At 72.0% G+C, this 20,266-nt stretch carries 16 protein-coding genes and 1 pseudogene; 8 read left to right on the top strand and 9 right to left on the bottom strand.

Going from position 1 to position 20,266, the window contains the following annotated elements:
- Positions 1 to 102: 102 nt before the first annotated feature.
- The 4 genes from ACFVWU_RS32005 to ACFVWU_RS31990 all read right to left on the bottom strand — a co-directional run bounded on the left by ACFVWU_RS32005 (position 103) and on the right by ACFVWU_RS31990 (position 3,321).
- Complete coding sequence (locus tag ACFVWU_RS32005) at positions 103 to 861, bottom strand: phospholipase domain-containing protein (protein ID WP_387627416.1); 759 nt, start codon at positions 859 to 861, stop codon at positions 103 to 105.
- Entirely contained in the window at positions 819 to 1,586 is a 768-nt protein-coding gene (locus ACFVWU_RS32000; RefSeq protein WP_387627415.1) for an alkaline phosphatase family protein, read from the bottom strand. The genes ACFVWU_RS32005 and ACFVWU_RS32000 overlap by 43 nt, the downstream gene beginning before the upstream one ends.
- A gap of 279 nt (positions 1,587 to 1,865) precedes the next feature.
- Positions 1,866 to 2,555: a phosphonatase-like hydrolase gene (locus ACFVWU_RS31995; RefSeq protein WP_387627413.1), complete on the bottom strand. Its 690-nt coding sequence runs from the start codon at positions 2,553 to 2,555 to the stop codon at positions 1,866 to 1,868.
- Between the two features lie 4 nt (positions 2,556 to 2,559).
- Positions 2,560 to 3,321: a GntR family transcriptional regulator gene (locus ACFVWU_RS31990; RefSeq protein ID WP_387627411.1), complete on the bottom strand. Its 762-nt coding sequence runs from the start codon at positions 3,319 to 3,321 to the stop codon at positions 2,560 to 2,562.
- 162 nt (positions 3,322 to 3,483) lie between these two features.
- On the opposite strand from ACFVWU_RS31990, the gene ACFVWU_RS31985 reads away from it, so the two are divergent.
- Both ACFVWU_RS31985 and ACFVWU_RS31980 read left to right on the top strand, forming a co-directional pair.
- Complete coding sequence (locus ACFVWU_RS31985; protein WP_387627409.1) at positions 3,484 to 4,677, top strand: TIGR03364 family FAD-dependent oxidoreductase; 1,194 nt, start codon at positions 3,484 to 3,486, stop codon at positions 4,675 to 4,677.
- Positions 4,678 to 4,971: 294 nt separating this feature from the next.
- Positions 4,972 to 5,184 (top strand): cold-shock protein, encoded by a 213-nt coding sequence (locus ACFVWU_RS31980; RefSeq protein ID WP_387627408.1) that lies wholly within the window; start codon positions 4,972 to 4,974, stop codon positions 5,182 to 5,184.
- 276 nt (positions 5,185 to 5,460) lie between these two features.
- On the opposite strand, the gene ACFVWU_RS31975 is transcribed toward ACFVWU_RS31980, so the two are convergent.
- Entirely contained in the window at positions 5,461 to 5,667 is a 207-nt protein-coding gene (locus ACFVWU_RS31975) for a hypothetical protein (RefSeq protein WP_387627406.1), read from the bottom strand.
- 71 nt (positions 5,668 to 5,738) lie between these two features.
- On the opposite strand from ACFVWU_RS31975, the pseudogene ACFVWU_RS31970 reads away from it, so the two are divergent.
- Positions 5,739 to 7,298: pseudogene (locus ACFVWU_RS31970) on the top strand (Rv1355c family protein); the annotation flags it as partial.
- A gap of 105 nt (positions 7,299 to 7,403) precedes the next feature.
- Here ACFVWU_RS31970 and ACFVWU_RS31965 read toward each other — a convergent pair.
- Complete coding sequence (locus tag ACFVWU_RS31965; RefSeq protein WP_387627404.1) at positions 7,404 to 8,153, bottom strand: FadR/GntR family transcriptional regulator; 750 nt, start codon at positions 8,151 to 8,153, stop codon at positions 7,404 to 7,406.
- 214 nt (positions 8,154 to 8,367) lie between these two features.
- Between ACFVWU_RS31965 and ACFVWU_RS31960 the strand changes: the two genes are divergently transcribed.
- From ACFVWU_RS31960 to ACFVWU_RS31940, 5 genes are read left to right on the top strand one after another with little or no spacing between them, the layout of a single operon-like run.
- Complete coding sequence (locus ACFVWU_RS31960) at positions 8,368 to 9,933, top strand: amino acid permease (protein ID WP_387627402.1); 1,566 nt, start codon at positions 8,368 to 8,370, stop codon at positions 9,931 to 9,933.
- Positions 9,930 to 11,288: a glutamine synthetase family protein gene (locus ACFVWU_RS31955; RefSeq protein ID WP_387627401.1), complete on the top strand. Its 1,359-nt coding sequence runs from the start codon at positions 9,930 to 9,932 to the stop codon at positions 11,286 to 11,288. The genes ACFVWU_RS31960 and ACFVWU_RS31955 overlap by 4 nt, the downstream gene beginning before the upstream one ends.
- On the top strand, positions 11,285 to 12,010 hold the full coding sequence (locus ACFVWU_RS31950; RefSeq protein ID WP_387627399.1) for a gamma-glutamyl-gamma-aminobutyrate hydrolase family protein: 726 nt from the start codon (positions 11,285 to 11,287) through the stop codon (positions 12,008 to 12,010). The genes ACFVWU_RS31955 and ACFVWU_RS31950 overlap by 4 nt, the downstream gene beginning before the upstream one ends.
- Positions 12,007 to 13,380: an aldehyde dehydrogenase family protein gene (locus ACFVWU_RS31945; RefSeq protein WP_387627397.1), complete on the top strand. Its 1,374-nt coding sequence runs from the start codon at positions 12,007 to 12,009 to the stop codon at positions 13,378 to 13,380. The genes ACFVWU_RS31950 and ACFVWU_RS31945 overlap by 4 nt, the downstream gene beginning before the upstream one ends.
- A 5-nt stretch (positions 13,381 to 13,385) precedes the next feature.
- Positions 13,386 to 14,153: a 3-oxoacyl-ACP reductase gene (locus ACFVWU_RS31940; RefSeq protein WP_387627395.1), complete on the top strand. Its 768-nt coding sequence runs from the start codon at positions 13,386 to 13,388 to the stop codon at positions 14,151 to 14,153.
- 921 nt (positions 14,154 to 15,074) lie between these two features.
- Here ACFVWU_RS31940 and ACFVWU_RS31935 read toward each other — a convergent pair.
- From ACFVWU_RS31935 to ACFVWU_RS31925, 3 genes are read right to left on the bottom strand one after another with little or no spacing between them, the layout of a single operon-like run.
- On the bottom strand, positions 15,075 to 15,860 hold the full coding sequence (locus ACFVWU_RS31935; protein WP_387627393.1) for a hypothetical protein: 786 nt from the start codon (positions 15,858 to 15,860) through the stop codon (positions 15,075 to 15,077).
- Between the two features lie 26 nt (positions 15,861 to 15,886).
- Complete coding sequence (locus ACFVWU_RS31930) at positions 15,887 to 18,019, bottom strand: PQQ-binding-like beta-propeller repeat protein (protein WP_387627392.1); 2,133 nt, start codon at positions 18,017 to 18,019, stop codon at positions 15,887 to 15,889.
- On the bottom strand, positions 18,016 to 20,214 hold the full coding sequence (locus ACFVWU_RS31925; protein ID WP_387627390.1) for a protein kinase: 2,199 nt from the start codon (positions 20,212 to 20,214) through the stop codon (positions 18,016 to 18,018). Before ACFVWU_RS31925 ends, ACFVWU_RS31930 begins: the two co-directional genes overlap by 4 nt.
- Positions 20,215 to 20,266: the final 52 nt, after the last annotated feature.

Raw genomic sequence — 20,266 nt, 5'->3', positions numbered from 1 at the left:
GGCGGGGGGCCGCGGCCCGGTTTCGGGGGCGGGGCGCCCCGGGGCGGGGCGGGGGGGGGGCGGGGGGCGGTGGGCGACCGCCCGGCCCCCGCGACGGCCGGATCAGGACAGCGTGACGTCGTCGTACAGGGTGTACGTCGGGTCGCCCGCGTAGTCGTCGTCGTGGTTGACCAGGGTCAGCGTGTAGCTGTGCCCGGCCGTGACGGCGGCCGCCACCCGGGACCAAGTGGTCATGTCGGTACAGGTCTTGGGCAGCACGGTGGTGGTGGCGCCGGTGGTGTCGTCGGTCAGGGTCGCGGTGGCCCAGTCGTAGGCGACGGTGTCGGACGTGGTCATCCGGTACCAGAAGGACAGCTGCGTGGTGCCGCTCGGCGCGGTGAAGGTCTGGGAGAGCGAAGAGTCGCCGTTGGTCGCCGTGGTGGCGCCCAGCATGGCCGCGTACGTTCCGCTGTGGGTGGCCGTGGTGGTGGTGCTCGCGCTGCCGGAGGCCGTCCAGCCGGTCAGGCCGCCGGCCTCGAAGGTGCCGTTGACCAGGCCCGCGGCGGGCGGCGGGGTCTGGTTGCCGCTCGGGCCCGGGTCGGTGGTGCGCACCGCTCCGGTCTCGACGTGGCCGGCCAGTCGGCGCAGGAAGCCGTCGGAGGTGTCGGCGGTGACGGTCAGGTCGTACCAGCCGCTCTTGGTGGCGAAGGAGGCGCTGACCGGGGCGGAGGCGGTGGTCCCGGCCGGGACGGTGTACGTCCAGGGGCCGCCGGTGCCGTAGGTGTTGTCCGTGACGGTGATGGTGGCCGCCGTACCGCCGGTGTTGGTGAAGGCCAGGTTCAGCTTGTTGTCGGCGGTGTCGTAGCCGGAGGCGACTTCCACCGGCGCCGCGCCGCTGGCGCAGGCGGTGGTGCGGTTGCCGGCGAAGCGGCGTGGGAGTTGACGTAACCGCCCCGGGTCCACGGCGAGACCACGATGAGCGGGACGCGAGGGCCCATGCCGATCGCCTGGCCGCCCGAGATCTCACCGGTGGTGGGGACGGAGCTGATGCCCTGGCTGGAGGAGACCGGCGGGATCGGCGGCGGGACGTGGTCGAAGAAGCCGCCGTTCTCGTCGTAGTTGAGGATGAAGGCGGTCTGCGACCAGACGCTCTGGTCGGCCGCCAGCACCTTGAGCAGCCGCGCGGACAGGTCCTCGCCGTACGCGGGCTTGTAGTTGGCGTGCTCGGAGAGCGAGGCCGGGGTGACGATCCAGGAGACCTGCGGCAGGGTGCCGGCGTCGACGTCCTTCTGGAAGGCGGCGACCAGGTCGGGGACGGTGGCCATGCCCTTGTCGTGCAGCGGCGAACCCGGCTTGGCGTTCTTGAAGTTGGCGAACCAGGCGAGGGCGTTGTCGTCGAAGTTGTCGCTCTGCTGGTACACCTTCCAGCTGATCCCGGCGGCCTCCAGCCGTTCCGCGTACGTGGTCCAGCTGAAGCCGGCCGTCGGCTCGGTGTCGGCGTGCGGGGCCCCCGCTCCACCGGAGTGATGGTTCAGGGCCTCCCCGTCGTCGCTGGCCGTGTCCGTGTGGCCGGGTCGTGAGGGAACCGGCCTCCCAGGAAGGACCACGCACGGGATGCGTGTCGCCCAGCGGGGTTGAGTACGCCGGGGACCAGTGCGCCCAAGACCGTTCGGGGCGTGCGGCTCATCGGGATTCACTCCTGATCGGTCCAAAGGAACGGTTGGTCTGGGTCAGCGTGGAACAGAAGTAGTGGTCGCAGACGGTGAAGGCATCCGCGAGCGCACTGCTCCCGTCCGGGCGGTGACGCGGGCGTGGCCTGCCGGAGAGCAGGATGCCGGACAGCCGCCGGGGTGGACACACCTCGGCGGCTGTCTCGACAAGTGGGATCAGACCGAGGGCCGGGCCTCCGGCAGCGACGGGATGTCGGCGACGCTGTCCAGTACGTGGGTCTGCGGGTACCCCTCGAAGTCCGCGCGGGTGAGCTCCCCGGTCAGGACGCCGATCACCACACCGGCCCCGGCGTTGGCGCCGGCCTCGACGTCCACGACGGTGTCGCCGGCCGCCAGCACCCGACGGGTGTCGATGACCCCGGTCTTCTCCATCGCCCGGTGGATCATGTGCGGCGCCGGACGCCCGCGCGGGACCTCGTCCGAGGTGACGACCGCGTCGAGGTTGCCGCCCTCGCCGGCGGACCACCCGAGCGACTCCAGCAACGGGTACGCGACGTCGTCGCTGAAGCCGGTGGTCAGGGCCACCTTGATGCCGCGTCGGCGCAGCTCGGCGAGGGCCTCCTCGACACCGGGGATGGCCTGCGGGGGAGTGGTCCGGTAGGCCTCGCGCAGGAACTCGCGGAACGCCGCGTAGCCGTCCTCGACGAGTTCCGGGGTCGGGGTGCCGCCGCCGAGGCGGACCAGGGCGGCGATGGCCTCGCGCTTGTCGGTGCCCATCCAGGTCTGGAGGTCGGCCTCGGCGACCGGCACCCCGGTGCGCTCGACGGCGGTGCGCAGGGCCCGGTAGACGGCACCGGCTTCGTTGATGGTGGTACCGGCCATGTCCAGGGCGGCGAGCTCGATCACGGTGTCAGTCCTCTTCGGTGCGGTAACGGCCGATCACGGTACGGCCGTTGATGGTGTTCTCGATGGTGAAGGTGGCCATGGCGGGCAGGTAGCGGTCGTCCGCGTCCTCCAGCGGCACGCCCTGGCTCGACGTGGTGAGCCGCCGCACGCGCAGCAGCGGGGCGCCGAGGGCGACGTGCAGGAGCTCCGCGTCGCCCGGTTCGGCGGCGACGGCGTCGATGGTGTGCCGGGCGTGGTGCAGGTCGACCTCGCGGCGCAGCAGCTCCTCGTAGACGGAGCCGCTGTCCGGGTCGAAGTCGAACAGGATCCGGCCGACCTCGTGGACGAAGGTGGAGCGCTCCAGCATGGCCGGAACGCCGTCCAGCAGTCGCAGCCGGACCAGTTCGACGACCGGCTCGCCCTCGGTGAGGCCGAGCCGGGCCGCCGCCTCCGGGGTCGCCCGGCGGCGGGCCACCTCGACGGTCGTCTGCCCGGGCTCGCGGCCGATGCTTCGGGCCCACTGGGTGAAGGACAGGAAGGTGCCGAACGGCTGGGAGGGGGCCGAGCGGCGGGCGACCGGCGGTTTCCCGCGCCCGCCGACCAGACTGCCCTCGCGGCGCAGCATGGCCAGGGCCTGGCGGACCGGGCCGCGGGAGGTGCCGAACTCGGCGCAGAGCTGCGACTCGCTGGGCACCGGCTCGCCCTCGGGCCACTCGCCGGACTCGATGCGGCGCTGGAACTCGGCGCCGAGCCGTTGGTGGAGAGGAAGCTCATCACTTGTCTTCACAAGCCGACTATGACACTCGGGGGCGGAACTTCTCAAGGCGGGGCCACCTGCGGGTTTCCCTGGACGGCCGCCCGTCCCCGCTGTTCGTCGAGCGAATGAACAGACGGTAACTTGTACATACATCTCTTGACCTCGACGCCCACCAACCCGGAACCTGGAGCCATGAGCAGCAGCACACCCACCACCGCCCCCGTCGAATCCCGTCCGCACACCCCCGCCGCGCCCGGCCGCAGCGACGTGGTGATCGTCGGGGCCGGCATCATCGGCCTGGCCCACGCCTTCGAGGCGCTGAGCAAGGGGCTGTCCGTCACCGTCGTCGACCGCGACCGGCGGCCTGTCGGCGCCTCGGTCCGCAACTTCGGCCACTGCTGCATCAGCGCCCAGGACGGCGAACTGCTCGCCCTCGCCCAGCGTTCCCGGCCCGGCTGGCTGCGCGCCGCCGAGGCTGCCGGCATCTGGGCCGCGGAGGCCGGCACCCTGGTGGTCGCCCGGTCGGCGACCGAGGCGGCCGTCCTGGAGGAGCTGCGCGCCGAGCGCGGCGGCGATGCCGTCGAGCTGCGCACCGCCGCGCAGACGGCCGCGCTGCTGGGCCGCGCGGCCGGCGCGGCCGGCGACCTGGTGGGCGGTGCGCTGCTGCCCGCCGACCTGCGGGTGAACCCGCGCGAGGCGGCGCCCGGCCTGGCCCGCTGGGTGGCCGAGCAGCCGCAGGGCCGAATCCTGTGGGGCACCGCCGTCACCGGCGTCGAATCCGGGACGGTGCACACCACCCGCGGCCCGGTCCACGGTGACCGGATCCTGATCTGCGTCGGCCACGACCTGGACTACCTGTTCCCCGACATCGCCGAGGACCACGGGGTCCAGCGCTGCCGGCTCACCATGGCACGGGCCGAGGCCCCGGCCGGCTTCCGCACCGACTCCGCGGTGCTGACGGCCACTTCGATGCTCCGCTACGACGCCTTCACCTCCCGCCCCTCGGCCGCCCGGCTGCGGGAGGAGGTACTCGGGCACAGCGCGGAGCTGCTGGAGATCGGCGCCAACGTGATGTTCACCAGGCTCCCGGACGGCACCGTGCTGGTCGGAGACTCGCACCACTACGACGCCACCACGCCGCCGTTCATCGACGAGCGCACCTACGAGCTGCTGATCGGGGCCGTCGCCCAGGTCCTGGGCGTCGAGCGCCTGCGGATCCTCGAACGCTGGCAGGGCGTCTACGCCAGCAGCCCCCGCGGCCCGCTGCTGGTGCGCGACCTGGCGCCGGGGGTCCGGGCGATATCGGTCACCTCGGGCATCGGCATGACGCTGTCCTTCGGCCTCGCGGCCGCCACCTTCGACGGCACGCTCGCCCCGACCGCCTGACCGGCCGGGTTCGCCCGAGCGGCCTGACCTCCTGATCCGCTCGCCCGGGGCCGCCCGGTGGCCGGTGCCACCGGACGGCCCCGTTCGGGTTGCGGCCAGCCCCGAAGGGGAGCCAAGTTGGGGGCTTGACCATACAAGTGGTCAACGACAGTGGCCGAACCTTGCGGCGCTGCGGTGCGACGCCACCTCCAACGGCGGCACCCGGCCCGCAACCGTCACCTTCCGTGCTGGAATCGACTCTCTGCGTGAGAGGATCTCGGGGTCAGTGCGACCCGAACGCAAAGGACAGAACACATGGCCGAGCGCCAGAACGGCACCGTGAAGTGGTTCAACGACGAGAAGGGATACGGCTTCATCACCCCGGAGTCGGGCCCTGACCTGTTCGTGCACTTCCGTGCGATCGAGGGGAGCGGTTTCAAGTCGCTGGTCGAGGGTCAGAAGGTCACCTTCGAGGCCGTCCAGGGCCAGAAGGGGATGCAGGCCGACAAGGTCCAGGTCGTGGAGTAGCGATCGCCGCACCGGTGGGCGGTGACTCCAGCCCGGCCGACCGGGGCCCCGGCTCGACGGCCCTGCCCCGGTCCGGCCGGGGCCGGTGTCGCGGGTGTGGCCGTGCGCCAGGATCCAGGGCGCTGGGGATCCTCGTGTGCCGAGACGTCGCTCGCCGCCAGAGGTTCCCGTAGGGGTGGCCGCCGAGCAGAAGGTGGCCACGACCCGCGCTGCCTGTCGGCCTGGGGCACGGGTCGTACGTAGCCCAGTCCGCCCCCGAGGGAGGGCTTCACGACCTCAACGCCCACCGGTGGGCCGGCCGTTCGGCCCAGGCTCTACCGCATCAGCTCCTACGGCGAGGGGCATGATGCCGATCGTGAGTTCGAACGACTCCGATCCTTGAGGTTCCTGATGCATCTGAAGCTGTTCGCCGTCCGCTTCGACGATCCCGACCACCACGAGTTCCTGGTCGCGCAGGAGCGGGCGTATGCCCGTCTCGGTCACGGGGAGATGGTGCGGTACGGCAAGGACGATCTCCTTGCGGCCGACGTCCTGCGAGCCGCTGCCGAACACCTCGGAGGGTGCACGGCATCGCGGTGCTGATGGAGACCAACGAGCGGGGCATGCTGGACGTGGAGCGGTTCGACCTCGACCGGGAGCGCCCCCTGCTGCACGGACTGCTCGACGGTGTGGCGGCCTCCGACCTCAAGACCTTGTCCACCCGGGAGAAGGTGCCTTACGTCCTGCGGATCCTGGATCAGGAAAGGCCGTCGGAGCGTTTCGTTCCGTCACTGGTCGAGATAGGGCAGACCATCTCCTCCTGGCCGCAGCTCGCCTCGGGGGTGGCACTGGGTGCCGCCCTGGTCACCGACACGGCCCGACGGCTCCTCCTGGGCACCTTCACCACGTCGGGCCGCTATTTCGTCGACCCGGGGGAACTGGTCCGCGACGGTGCGGAGATCGCCATGCCGGCCGCCGAACCCGAACCCGAACCCGAGATCGAGCCAGGGCCCGGTACGCCTTCGCTCGTCCTGCCCGAGCGCGGTCGGCCCTTGGACGAGGAGGGCGTGCGCCGCCTGGTCTCGTACGGGATCCAGGCGCCGTCCGGGGGCAACACCCAGCCCTGGCGCTTCGTCTCCCGCGGGCGCGTACTGGAATGCCGCTTCGACGGCGGTCAGCCGTCGACGCTGCTCGACTTCGAGCGGTCCGCCGGCCATCTGGCCATCGGCGCGGCGGTGGAGAACATCGACCTGGCCGCACGAGCCGCGGGATGGGCGTGCCGGGCGCGCTCCTTCCCCGACCCTTCCGACCCGGACCTCGTCTGCGAACTCGCCTTCACCGAGGACCCGCAGGCCGCCCGCCCGGCACTGGCCGACTGGATCGAGCACCGTACGACCAACCGGGCCCCTGGACCGGCCGTCGCACTCGCTGCTTCGGCGGCCGCCACGCTGACCCGGTGTGCGACCGAGAGCGGCACCGGGCTCCAACTGGTCACCGACCGGAGCCAACTGGACGAGATCGGCCGCATTCTGGGTGTGGGTGACCGGCTGCGGATGATGTCCCGGCCGCTGCACCGGGACATGATGGCCGAAATGCGGTGGAACGCGCACGAAGTGCGACGTACCCGGGATGGCATCGACATCGCCACGCTGGGACTCGACCGCGCCGACCTGGCGGGCGTCTCCGTCGCCCGGCACTGGCCCAACCTGGCCTTCCTGCAACGGATCGGGGGCGGTTCGACGTTCGAGGAGAGCGCCCGCAAACTCCTCGCGGCATCCTCGGCGATCGGCGTCCTGAGCATCGCGGGCACCACACCCGACGCGTATCTGCGGGGCGGTCGTGCGCTCCAGCGGCTGTGGCTCACCGTCACCTCGCTCGGCCTCGCGCTCCAGCCCCTCACCGCCCTGCCCTACCTCCTCGCACGCGTCGAACGAGGCGACGGAGTCGGACTCGAGCCCAGCGAGATCGCCACACTGCGCGCGCTGCGCGCCAGGCTGTCCGAAGTCGCCCCGCACCACCCCGGCGAGGCCGAGCTGATGCTTTTCCGGCTCTCCTACGCCCCGGCCCCGGACGTTCGGTCGCTGCGGCGCCCTGTCGACTCCGTGCTGAGCTTCTCGGCGGCTGCCCCCTCCTGACCTCGCGCCTTCAGGACAGGTTTGACCGACTTCTCGTCAGATGCGCCGAGGCCGCGCCTCGTCGCATCTCCGTCGTCGCCACGCACGCGAGGTCCGGGGGGAGCCTCAGGCCAGGAAGCCCCGCAGCAGTGCGGCCGTAGCGGCGAGGTGTTCCTCGGTGGCGCGTCGGGCGGCGTCACCGTCGCCGGCCAGGATCGCCCGGACCATCGCCCGGTGCTGCTCGGCGGCGTGCTCGATGTTCCGGTCCAGCATGGGGATGGCGTTGAGCAGGTCGTTGAGACGCATCCTGGCCTCGGCGATGGCCGTGGCAAGGGTGGGGGAGCCGGTGAGCTCGCCGATGGCGAGGTGGAAGCGCGAGTCCAGCTGGCGGTACTGCTCCGGCGGGGCTCCCTCCAGGTCGGTCAGTCGGCTCTCCAGGTGGGCCCGCTGGTCGGGGGAGAGGGGGCGACGGGCGGCTGCCTCGGCGGCGCCGACCTCCAGCACCTGGCGGTAGGTCAGCGCGTCCTCCAGTGCGCCGCCGAGGTCGCGGGCCGCGCGGCGCAGGTCGGCGACGTCCGGCGCGGGCAGCCGGTAGGTGACGAAGGTGCCGCCGTACCGGCCGCGGCGGGGTTCGACGCAGCCGGCCTGGTGCAGCGTGCGCAGCGCCTCGCGCAGGGTCTCCCGGCTGACGCCGAGCCGGGCGGCGAGATCCCGTTCGGCGGGCAGTCGGTCGCCGACGTCGAAGACGCCGAGCTTGATCGCCTGGAGCAGCCTCTCGACGGTCTCCTCGAAGGCGTTGCCGGTCCGGACCGGGCGGAAGATCGCCCCGGCCTGCCAGCCGAGCCGCGCCTGCTCACGTGTTTCGTCCACGTCCACGCCGGAATCGTACCTATGAACGGGTTCCCCGGACTCGTTCCCTCCTCGCTCTTGACGCGGCCCCGATCCAGCCGGAACGATGCTGCTCACCCACCCCAATGGACTGGTTCCAGGCCATTGAAGAGCCGTCCGACCGTCGAACCCGTCGGGGCGACCGCGCCACGCCGTCGTGGCCGTGTACTCCCCGGCACGCCCTCAACCCCCAGGGGTGCCCATGACCGACGCACGCTCACCCGATCACCCTGCCCCCGAAGTGTTTCCGGAGAACACCGCCCCCGTTTCCGCCGACGAACAGCGGCTCCGCGAGCTGGGCTACACCCAGGAACTGGCCCGCTCGATGTCAGGCTTCTCCAACTTCGCCGTCTCCTTCTCCATCGTCTCCATCCTGTCCGGCTGCCTGACCCTGTACGGGACGGGGATGAACACCGGCGGCCCCGCGATGATCATCTGGGGCTGGCCGGTGGTCGGCCTCCTCACGCTCTGCGTCGGCCTGGCGATGGCCGAGATCTGTTCCAGTTACCCGACGGCCGGCGGGCTCTACTACTGGTCCGCCAAGCTGACCCGCACCCGCGGCCCGGCCTGGAGCTGGTTCACCGGCTGGTTCAACTTCCTCGGCCAGGTCGCGGTGACCGCGAGCGTCGACTACGGTGCCGCGTTCTTCACCAACGCCTTCCTGACGCTCCGCTTCGGCGTCGAGGCCAGCCCCGCGCACACCATGGAGATCTTCGCGGTCATCCTGGTGGTGCACGGCCTGCTCAACACCTTCGGGGTGCGCCTGGTCGCGGTCCTCAACAGCGTGTCCGTGTGGTGGCACCTGATCGGCGTCGCGATCATCGTCGGCGCGCTGGCGTTCCTCCCCGAGCGGCACGCCTCCGTCTCCTTCGTCCTCACCGAGTTCGTCGACAACACCGGTTTCCACAACCAGTTCTACGTCGCGATGCTCGGCCTGCTGATGGCCCAGTACACCCTCACCGGCTACGACGCCTCCGCGCACATGACCGAGGAGACCCACGACGCCGCCCGCTCAGGCCCCCGGGGCATCGTCAACGCCATCACCGTCTCCCTGGTGGCGGGCTGGATCCTGCTGCTCGGCATCACCTTCGCCATCCGCGACTACGACGGCGCGCTCAACAGCAACACCCAGGTCCCGCCCGCGCAGATCTTCATCGACGCGATCGGCGACGGCGGCGCCCAGCTGCTGCTGCTCATCGTCATCGGCGCCCAGTTCTTCTGCGGCATGGCCTCCGTCACCGCCAACTCCCGCATGATCTACGCCTTCTCCCGCGACGGCGCGCTCCCCGGCTCCCGCCTGTGGCACCGCATCTCCCCACGCACCCAGACCCCGACCAACGCCGTCTGGCTGGCGACCGGTGGCGCGCTGCTGCTGGGGCTGCCCGCGCTCTGGAACACCACCGCCTACACCGCCGTGACCTCCATCTCCGTCATCGGCCTCTACATCTCCTACGTCATCCCGGTGTACCTGCGGCTGCGTCAGGGCGAGGACTTCCCGCGCGGCCCCTGGCACCTGGGACGCTGGAGCCGGCCGGTCGGCGTCGTCGCGGTCGGCTGGACCGCGGTGATCACAGTCCTGTTCATGCTCCCCACCGCCAGTCCGATCACCGCCGAGAGCTTCAACTACACCCCGGTCGCCGTGGCCGCCGTGCTGGGCTTCGCCGGCCTGTGGTGGCTGGTGTCCGCCCGCCACTGGTTCACCGGCCCGCACGTCCACGGCACACCGTCCGACCCCGACGCCCAGGACACCGAACTGGAGGTCCGATGACCAGCCCCCGGCTGACCCTCGACGAACTGCGCGCCCGCGTCGCCGACGGGTCCGTCGACACCGTCGTGCTCGCCATGACCGACATGCAGGGGCGCCTCCAGGGCAAGCGCGTCGCCGCCGAGTACTTCCTCGACGACGTGGTGCCCGGCGCCGCGGAGGGCTGCGGCTACCTGCTGGCCGTCGACGTCGACATGAACACCGTCGACGGGTACGAGATCTCGTCCTGGGAGAACGGCTACGGTGACCTGACGCTGCGCCCCGACCTCGCCACCCTGCGGTCCGTCCCCTGGCACCCCGCCACCGTCATGGTGCAGTGCGACGTCGTCCACCACGACGGCACCCCGGTCGCCGTCTCCCCGCGGCAGGTCCTGCAGCGCCAGCTGGACCGGCTGGCCGGCTACGGCTGGCAGGCCCAGGCCGCCACCGAGCTGGAGTTCATCGTCTTCCGGGACAGCTACGAACAGGCCTGGGACAAGGACTACACCCGGCTCACCCCGGCCAACCAGTACAACGTCGACTACTCCATCCTCGGCACCGGCCGGATCGAGCCCCTCCTGCGCCGGCTCCGCAACGGCATGGCCGGCGCCGGCCTCACCGTCGAGTCCGCCAAGGGCGAGTGCAACCTCGGCCAGCACGAGATCGCCTTCAAGTACGCCGACGCCCTCACCACCTGCGACAACCACGTCGTCTACAAGACCGGGGCCAAGGAGATCGCCGCCCAGGAGGGCTGCAGCCTCACGTTCATGGCGAAGTACGACGAACGCGAGGGCAACTCCTGCCACATCCATCTGAGCCTGCGCAACGAGCAGGGCGCCCCGGTGTTCGCCGGTGACCGTCCGCACGGCTTCTCCCGCACCATGGAGCACTTCCTCGCCGGACAGCTCGCCTGCCTGGCCGACTTCGCCCTGCTGCTCGCACCCACCGTCAACTCCTACAAGCGCTACGTGCCCGGCAGCTTCGCACCCACCGCCATCGCCTGGGGCCGCGACAACCGCACCTGCGCTCTGCGCGTGGTCGGGCACGGCCCTTCACTGCGCTTCGAGAACCGCGTCCCCGGCGGCGACGTCAACCCGTACCTCGCGGTCGCCGCCCTGATCGCGGCCGGACTGCACGGTGTCGAGCAACAGCTCGAACTCGAACCGGAGTTCACCGGAAACGCGTACGCCTCCGCCGCGCCCCGGGTGCCCGCCACCCTGCGCGACGCGGTCGATGCCTTCGAACGCAGCGCCGTCGCCACCGAGGCCTTCGGCAAGGACGTCGTCCGGCACTACACCCACGCCGGACGCACCGAACTGGCATCCTACGAGCGGGCGGTGACCGACTGGGAGCGGCGCCGCGGATTCGAGCGGCTGTGAACCGCGACGACCGCCGACCGCTGATCGGCATCACCAGCTACCAGGACGACGCCGCCTGGGCCGTCTGGAACCAGCGCGCCTCCCTCGTGCCCCAGACGTACGTCGACGCCGTCGTCCGCGCGGGCGGCACCCCGGTGCTGCTGCCACCGCAACCCGGCGGGGCCGACCACCTGCTCGACGCCCTGGACGGGCTCGTCCTCGCCGGCGGACCGGACATCGACCCGGCCCGGTACGCGGCGACCGCCGGTTCGCGCACCGGCCCGCCCCACCACGCCCGAGACGACTGGGAGAGCCGGCTCCTGGGCGCCGCCCTGGCCCGGGACCTGCCGATGCTCGGCATCTGCCGCGGCATGCAGCTGCTCAACGTCGAACTCGGAGGCAGCCTCCTCCAGCACCTGCCCGACGAGAGCCACCAGGTCGTCCCCGCCCGCTTCGTCCGCCACCGGGTCGGCCTGGTGGACGGCAGTCGGCTCGCCGCCGTCCTGGGGTCGGCCGCCGAGGTCTCCTGCTACCACCACCAGGCCGTCGACCGGCTCGGCACCGGTCTGCGGGTCACCGCCTGGAGCGCGGACGGCGTCGTCGAGGCACTCGAACTTCCCGGCCACCGCTTCGCGTTGGGCGTCCAGTGGCACCCCGAGACCGACCCGGACGACGTGCGGGTCCTCCGCGCGCTCGTCACCGCCAGTCAGACCACCTCCACGCACAGGGAGACAGCTCCATGACCGCACCGGACCTCTTCGAGGTCGTCAACCCCGCCACCGAGGAGGTGATCACCACCGTCGAACTGGCCGGCCTCGCCGAAACCGATGCCGCCGTCGCCCGCGCCCGCGCCGCCTTCGACGCCTGGCGCCGGGTGGCACCCGCCGACCGAGCTCGGCTGCTGCGCTCCTTCGCCGCCGCCGTCGACGCCGACCGCGAGCACCTCGCCGCCCTGGAGGTCGCCAACGCCGGCCACACCATCGGCAACGCGCGCTGGGAGGCGGGCAACGCGCGTGACGTCATCGAGTACTACGCCGCCGCGCCCGAGCGGTTGTTCGGCCGACAGATCCCGGTGTCCGGCGGCATCGATGTCACCTTCCAGGAACCGATCGGCGTGGTCGGGGTCATCGTGCCGTGGAACTTCCCGATGCCGATCGCCGCCTGGGCCCTGGCCCCGGCGCTGGCCGCCGGCAACACCGTCATCGTCAAACCGGCCGAACTCACTCCACTCACCGCCCTGCGCCTCGGCGAACTCGCCCTCCAGGCCGGGATCCCGGAAGGCGTGCTGCAGATCCTGCCCGGCCGCGGCCCGGTCGTCGGACAGCGCTTCGTCACCCACCCCGACGTGCGCAAGGTGGTGTTCACCGGCTCGACCCGGGTCGGCAAGGAGATCATGGCGGGCTGCGCCGCCCAGGTGAAACCCGTCACCCTCGAACTCGGCGGCAAGAGCGCCAATATCGTCTTCGCCGACGCCGACCTCGCCAAGGCCGCCGCGACGGCCCCGTACGCGGTCTTCGACAACGCCGGCCAGGACTGCTGCGCCCGCTCCCGGATCCTGGTCGAAGCATCCGTTCTCGAGGACTTCCTGGAGCTCCTGGAACCAGCCGTCCGGGGTGTGCGGGTCGGTGACCCGACCGACGAGAAGACCGAGATGGGCCCACTGATCTCCGCTGCCCACCGGGCGCGGGTCTCCTCCTACGTCCCGGACGGGTCGGCTGTCGCCTTCCGCGGCAGCGTCCCCGACGGGCCCGGCTTCTGGTACCCGCCGACCGTGCTCGCGCCCGTGCGGCACGACGACCGCGCCTTCACCGAGGAGATCTTCGGCCCGGTCGTCGCGGTCGTCCCGTTCCGCGACGAACAGGACGCCCTGCGCATCGCCAACGCCACCGAGTACGGGCTGTCCGGCTCCATCTGGACCAGGGACGTCGGGCGCGCACTGCGGGTCTCGCGCGGCGTGGACGCCGGCAACCTGTCCGTCAACTCGCACTCCTCGGTGCGCTACACCACGCCGTTCGGCGGCTTCAAGCAGTCCGGCCTCGGTCGCGAGCTCGGCCCGGACGCCCTCGACGCCTTCACCCAGACCAAGAACGTCTTCATCTCCACGGAGGAGTGATCAGCATGACCCAGCGACTCGACGGCCGGGTGGCCGTCATCACCGGCGCGGGCAGCGGCATCGGCCTGGCGACCGCCCGCCGCTTCGCCGCCGAGGGTGCCAAGGTGGTCTGCGTCGACCTCGACGCGGAGACCGGCGCCAAGGCCGCGAACGAGGTCGGCGGCCTGTTCATCGAGGCCGACGTCACCGACGAGCAGGCGGTGCGCGACCTCTTCCAGCGGGTCGTCGACGAGTACGGGCGGCTCGACATCGCCTTCAACAACGCGGGCATCTCGCCGCCGGACGACGACTCCATCCTCACCACCGGCCTGGACGCCTGGAAGCGGGTCCAGGAGGTCAATCTGACCAGCGTCTACCTGTGCTGCAAGTACGCGATCCCGCACATGCAGCGCCAGGGCAAGGGGTCGATCATCAACACCGCCTCGTTCGTCGCGGTGATGGGCGCCGCCACCTCGCAGATCTCCTACAGCGCCTCCAAGGGCGGAGTGCTGGCCATGTCCCGCGAGCTGGGCGTGCAGTTCGCCCGCGAGGGCATCCGGGTCAACGCGCTCTGCCCCGGCCCGGTGAACACCCCGCTGCTGCAGGAACTGTTCGCCAAGGACCCGGAGCGGGCCGCCCGTCGACTGGTCCACATCCCGCTCGGCCGCTTCGCCGAGCCCGAGGAGATCGCCGCAGCGGTGGCCTTCCTCGCCTCCGACGACTCGTCCTTCATGACCGCCAACACCTTCCTCGTGGACGGCGGCATCTCCGGCGCCTACGTGACGCCGCAGTAGCGGAGCCCACCCCCGGAGGACACCGACGGCTCGCCCCCCCGTGACAAGGGGGGCGAGCCGTCGGTGGTGCGCGCTCGCTGCCGGCGACCTGGCCGCAGCTCGCTTCCCGAAGGGCGCCGGCGGCGCACTCCGGGGCCGCGGCGCGAGGAAGTCGCGGTGCTGTGCGAGATGTCGGCGGACTACTGCAGCCCCTCCAACGACAGCAAGCGGATCATCCACCCCGAGGTGGGGCCGATCACGCTGCGCTGCCAGACGCTGATGGACCCCGACCAGGCGCAGCTGACTCTGGGTCAGTCGTGTCCGGGTCAGACATGCGAGCATGACCGGATGACTGCGAGTTCGCACGAGCTACACGAGCTGCACCGGGTGACGACACCGGTTCTGGAGATCGCCTACCACCGGACCGGCGAGCGCCGCCGGACGACCGACGCTCCGGTGGTCGTGCTGCACGGCTTCCCCTACGACGTCCGGGCCTACGACGAGGTGGCCCGCCTGCTCGCGGAGGCCGGCCGGGAGGTGCTGACGCCGTACCTGCGGGGTTTCGGGCCGACGGGTTGTGTGACAGCGGGAAGGCCCGGTGCTCCAGGACCTGCGCCATGCTCTCCTTCACCCAGGACAGGGACAGCTGCCAGGGCCAGGCGGGAATGTCGGACGGAACGGTTGTCGACCGGTAAGAGGTGGTGCAGTAGTTGGCGGCTTCACCCCACGCTCCACTCCCGAGTGTCCGCGGCGCCATCCCGCCTCGACCGCCACCCGGAGGGACCGCCTCGATGACCACGGCCACCCGCACCCGCCTGCTGAGCACGGTCCTCGACACCGCCGACAGCATCGCCATCGCCGCGGCCCCGGGCCGGGCCTGCCTGCGGCTTGCTGTTTGGCAGGTGGCAGTGGGCGGGCGTATGCGCAGGTCCAGGGCGGAGTTCACGAGGTGGTGAGCGTGCCCAGCGCGTCCTTGGCGCAGGCGATGGCGGCGGCCTCGGCGGTGGCGCTGGGAACGTCCTTGAGGGTCAGGCCGGAGTACCTGACGGTGACGAGCGCGTTGTGCTGGACCACCGTGAGTTCGACGTGGCCGAAACCGCTGTAGGAGATGTAGAGCAGGGTCGCCTTGTCACCGAGGCCGGGAACGGCCCGGTCGTCGGTGATCTTCGCGCCAGTGCCGGTCGCCGTGGTCCGGCTGGTGGTCAGCATCTGCTGGTAAACCGTCTCCGCGTTCGGGGACAGCACGACACCAACCTGCGCGTCGGCGTAGCCGGAGTCCTTGCTCGTCCAACTCGCGTTCGACGCGGTCGCACCACCGACGGGCGTTTGCGCGGTGCAGGTGGCTCCCTTGATGTGGCGCTCGACCGTCTCGGGGCGTAGCAGCGCACAGCCGTCGACCAGCGTGGTGTAGGGGGCGGCAGCCGGGTTGGCCGCACCGGAGGAGGACGGCCCGCCGGGCACGGTTGCCGGGTTGGTCACCGCAGTCGTCGGCGCGGCGGGCGGCGCCGGGTTGACGAGGTTCGCCATCAGGCTCAGCGCGAGGGCGGCGGAGCCGGCCCCGGCGGTGAGGCCGCCGAGCAGCCAGGTCCACCGCCGGGTGGGGCCGGCGGGGCGCAGGTCCGCCGGGTCGGGGAGGGTGGCCGGGGTGGGCTGCCCCGGCAGGACGCGGGTGGACGCGGCGGTCGGCAGCGGCTGCGTCGCGGGTGGGGTGTCCTCGATGTCGGCCATCTGATGGTGAACCTTTCGGAGGCGGGTCAGCTGCTGGGCAGGTGGTAGGCGGTCAGCGTGGTCCCGTAGCCGACCACCAGGGCCGAATCCTGGAGGAGGACCTGCGGGTCGCCCGGCTGCCGGGCGAAGGTCTGCTGCCACTGCGGGGCGCCGCCGGTGGCGGTGAGCGCCTGCACGGTGATCCCGCCGGCGGCGGTGGGTGCGGTGAGGAGGACCAGCTTCCCGGCGGATCCCCGGACGGTGGCGGCGCCCTGGGGCGACTGCCAGGTCCAGGCGACGCGCCCGGTGCGCAGGCCGGTGCCGGACGCGCCCCGCGGCCCGCCCAGGACGAGTACCCCTGCGGCGTCCGCGCTCCCGGTGACGGAGCCGCTGTGTGGGCCGCTCCAGAGCCGGGTGCCCTGGGCGGAGTCGAAGGCCGCCGTGTTGACCTGCTGCTCCGAGGCCGTCACGGCTCCTGGCGGCAGGCAGATGACCACGTCCTGTTGGAGCGAGAGCGAGCCGTAGTAGGAGGCGAGGTACATGGTCGCGGAGGCCGGCGGAAGGCTGGTGGGCCGGCTCCAGAGGGTGGCGCCGTCCTGGCCGTTTATTGCGGCGAGGGCCAGGTCTGAGGTCAGGGCGTACAACTGGCTGCCGGTCGGCGGCGCGTACAGGTCCTGGGCGTCGAGCGACCAGCGCTGCCGCCCGGTCGCGCTGTCGAGCACGGTGAAGCGAGACGCGCCGCTCGCGGCCTCCTTCGTCTCGGCGAAGAGCGTCACGACCAGCAGGCCGGCCGAGGCCATGCCCTGGAGGCGGTAGGAGGTGCCGAGCGCGGCGCCGGTCCAGAGTCGGTCCCCGCCGGTTGCGTCGTAGGCGTGCAGCGCGCCGTCCTTGCCTGTGACCAGCAGCAGGCCGGGCATCGGCAGGGCGACGGACTGCGCACCGGGAACGGTGTCGGTCGAACGCCAGAGCGTCGTGCCGCTGCGGGCGTCGCGCGCCTGCACCGCGCCGGCCGAGTCCACGGTCCACACCCGGTTGCCGTCGGCAACCGGGAGAATGCCGGTCGCCGCAGTGCTGCTCCACAGCGTCCGTCCGTCGGTGCGGGCGTAGCCGACCACTCCGGTGCGGTCCGCGCACACCACCACCGCCGGTCCGCAGGCGACGGGAGCCATGCCGGCTCGGGGGAGCGTGAGCGACCAGGCCGTCGGGGGCCCGCCGCCGGCCGGGCCGGGCCACAGCATCCGGGCGGCGCCTGCCGTGGCGGCTGTGGCGAGCAGGGCTCCGCCGAGGACGAGCAGGCGGCGTCGGGTGCCGTTCGGGTCTCTCAGCACCCGGGTGAGGTCCCGCTCGCGTTGGCGTACCGTTCGCTCGGCCTCGCCCATCCAGTCGGTGCCGACCGCCGGGCCGTATCGGAAGGCTGCGACGAGTTCGGCCGGTGCGGGCCGCCGGGCCGGGTTCCGGTCCAGGCAGCGCACCAGCAGCCCCACCAGTTCAGGCGGCACTCCGTCGAGGTCCGGGGGCTCCTCGGCGGACCGGTAGATCAGCACCGCCGCCGGTCCGTCGCCGAAGGGTGGGCGGCCGGTGGCGGCGAAGGCCAGGACGGCGCCGAGTGAGAACAGGTCGCTGGCGGGGGTGAGGTCCTCGCCTGTCGCGTGTTCGGGGGACATGAACCCGGGGGTGCCGATGATCTCGCCGCTCGCGGTGGGCAGCGCGTCGGCCGTCGGTTTGCTGATGCCGAAGTCGATGACCCTCGGGCCGTCCCGGGTGATCAGGATGTTCGAGGGTTTCAGGTCGCGGTGGATGATCCGGGCGCGGTGGACCGCGGTGAGCGCCTCCACCAGCCCCGCGCCCAGCACCTGCAGCGCGGGCCCGGTGAGCGGGCCGTGCCGGGCCACGGCCTCGTGCAGCGACGGGCCGGCGACGAACTCGGTCGCCAGCCAGGGGAGTTCCGCCTCGGTGTCGGCATCCACCACCGCCACGGTGTAGGCCCCGTTGACCGCCCGGGCCGCCGCCACCTCCTGGGTGAACCTGCGCCGGAACTCGGCATCGGCCGCGTACTGCTGCTGCACGGTCTTCACCGCGACGGGGCGTCCGCTGTCGGTGGCGGCCAGGTAGACGTCTCCCATGCCGCCCGCGCCGAGCCGCCGCAGGACGCGGTACGGGCCGATGCTCCGCGTGCTCACGCACCACCTGCCCGGAAGGCGCGCAGCGTGGTGGCGGAGCCGCAGAAGAGCGTTCCGCCCTTGGCCGCGGTGGTCCACTGGCCTTCGTCGGAGGCCGCCTTCGCCACCCAGCGGATCGCGCCGTCGGCGGCGTCCAGGACGGCCGCTGCGGACGATCCGTCGAGCAGGGGCACGCCGAAGAAGCCGTCTCCGGCCGACGGCGCCTGAAAGCTCAGGCCCGTTCCCGTCCCAGTCCTTGCCCCCACGGTGGTGTGCCACAACCCCTTGCCGGTCGTGACGTCCAGGCAGTAGGCCGTGCCCTGGGCCCCGGAGAGCAGCAGCCGGCCGGCACCGAGCGCGCAGCCGAAGACCCCCTGGGGGACGGCGGGAGCCGCCCAGCGCTGCTGCCCGGTGGCCGGGTCCAGGGCAACGAGGGCCAAGCCCCGGACGAGCAGCAGCAGTCCGCCGGTGCGCAGCAGCCGCGTGGGTGTCCCGGGGCCAGGGGTGAGGCCGGTCACCTGCCAGCGGGAGGCGCCGGTGCGCAGGTCCACCGCGTGGATGACGCCGCTCTCCTCGAAGTAGCAACGGCCATCAGCGACCAAGCCCATTGAGCTGCCAGAGCCACTCAGCATGGTCTCCATGTCGCGGGCGGTAGCCACCGCCATGTCCTGGGTGATCTCCTGCTGCCAGAGCACCGCTCCGGTGGTCAAGTCGGCCCCCTCCACGACCCCGCCGCCGTTGGGGGAGGTCTCGCGGGCGAGCACCACCGTCCGGCTGTCCGCACCGAAGACCCGCAGGCTCCTCGCGGCGTCGTCGCGCTGCGCGGCGGGGACGGTGAGCGGGCTCCGGCGGCTCCCGGCTGCACCGTCCAGCCAGACCAGGCTGGCGAAGTCCAGGGAGGTTCCGTAGATCAGGTCGTTCTGCACTTGGAAGAACTGGGCGTCCTGCCGGGACCAGGCCTGACGGCCCGTCGCCCCGTCGTAACCGTCGGCGCCCGCTCCCTCGCTCCACCACACTGGGGTGGCGCCGAGCATGGACAGCTGGTGATCCATCGTCAGACCGCTGATCGGAGTGCTCCACAGTGGCGCCGGGGCGGCGGGCGGCGTGCCGGTACCCGGCGCTTCGGCGCCCCACGCGTCCGCGGCCTTGCCGACCGTAGCCGAACCGCGGGCCAGCCGGGCGCGACGGGTGAGCAGCAGCGGCACGCCAACGGCGGCGGCCATGCCCGCGCCGAGCCCGGCGCCGAGTCCGAACAGGCCGCGCCGGCTGAGCGACTGCCAAGTACGCACTGGCAGCGCGGGCGGATCGGCCTGCGGCGCGCCCAGATCGGCCTCGGCCTGCCGCTCCCGGGCATCGAGGTCGGCGAGCAGTTGCGGGCCCAGCAGCGCCGCCGGATCGGCCGGGGCCAGTGCGCCCAGCACGGCCGTCGCGGTCGGTCGTCGGGCGGGTTCCTTGACCAGGCAGGAGGCGATCAAAGGGAGCAATGTGGCGGGCACTCCGGAGAGGTCCGGCTCCTCGTACACGACCCGCCGGTTAACCTGCGCGGGCTCACCGCCGCCGAACGGCGTGCGACCGGTGAGTGCGTACACCAGCACGCAGCCGAGCGAGAACATATCGGCCGCGCCGGAGGTGACGGAGTCGGAGACGATGCGCTCGGGGGCGATGTAGCCGGGTGTGCCGCACACCATGCCGGTCCGGGTCAGGTGCACGGCGTCGAAAGCGCGGCTGATCCCGAAGTCGATGACGCGCGGACCGTCCCGCGCGATGAGCACATTCCCCGGTTTCAGGTCACGGTGCACCACCCCCACCGCGTGGATCGCGGCCAACGCCTCGGCAAGGGCGGCTCCCAGGGCCCGTGACCCCGCCTCGCCGAAAGTGCCGAACCGCAGGACCACCTCGCCTAGGGTCGGCGCGGGTAAGTAGGACGTGGCCATCCATGGCCGGCGACCACGCGGTTCCGCATCCACTACGGGCGGGGTGTGAAAACCGGTCACCCGCCGCGCGGCCTCGACCTCCTGTTGGAAGCGTCGCTGGAACTGCGGGTCCTCGGCGTACTCAGCCCTGATCACCTTCACCGCGAGCAGTCTCAGCCCAGGCGAACGGGCCAGGTACACCTCCCCCATCCCGCCCGCGCCCAACAGCCGCAGCAACTGATGCGGGCCCACGAACACAGCCCGCTGCGCCCGCATGCCCTCGGCGTTCTTGCCGGCAGCCACCAAGCCTCCCCAAGCGTGTTGCCGTCATCACAGACAGACACAGTGACACGTG

The organism is Kitasatospora sp. NPDC058190 (genome assembly GCF_042883685.1).
In the GTDB taxonomy this organism is placed as follows: domain Bacteria; phylum Actinomycetota; class Actinomycetes; order Streptomycetales; family Streptomycetaceae; genus Kitasatospora.
The sequence above is the reverse complement of the archived record's forward strand: the minus strand, read 5'-3'. Positions and strand labels throughout refer to the sequence as shown.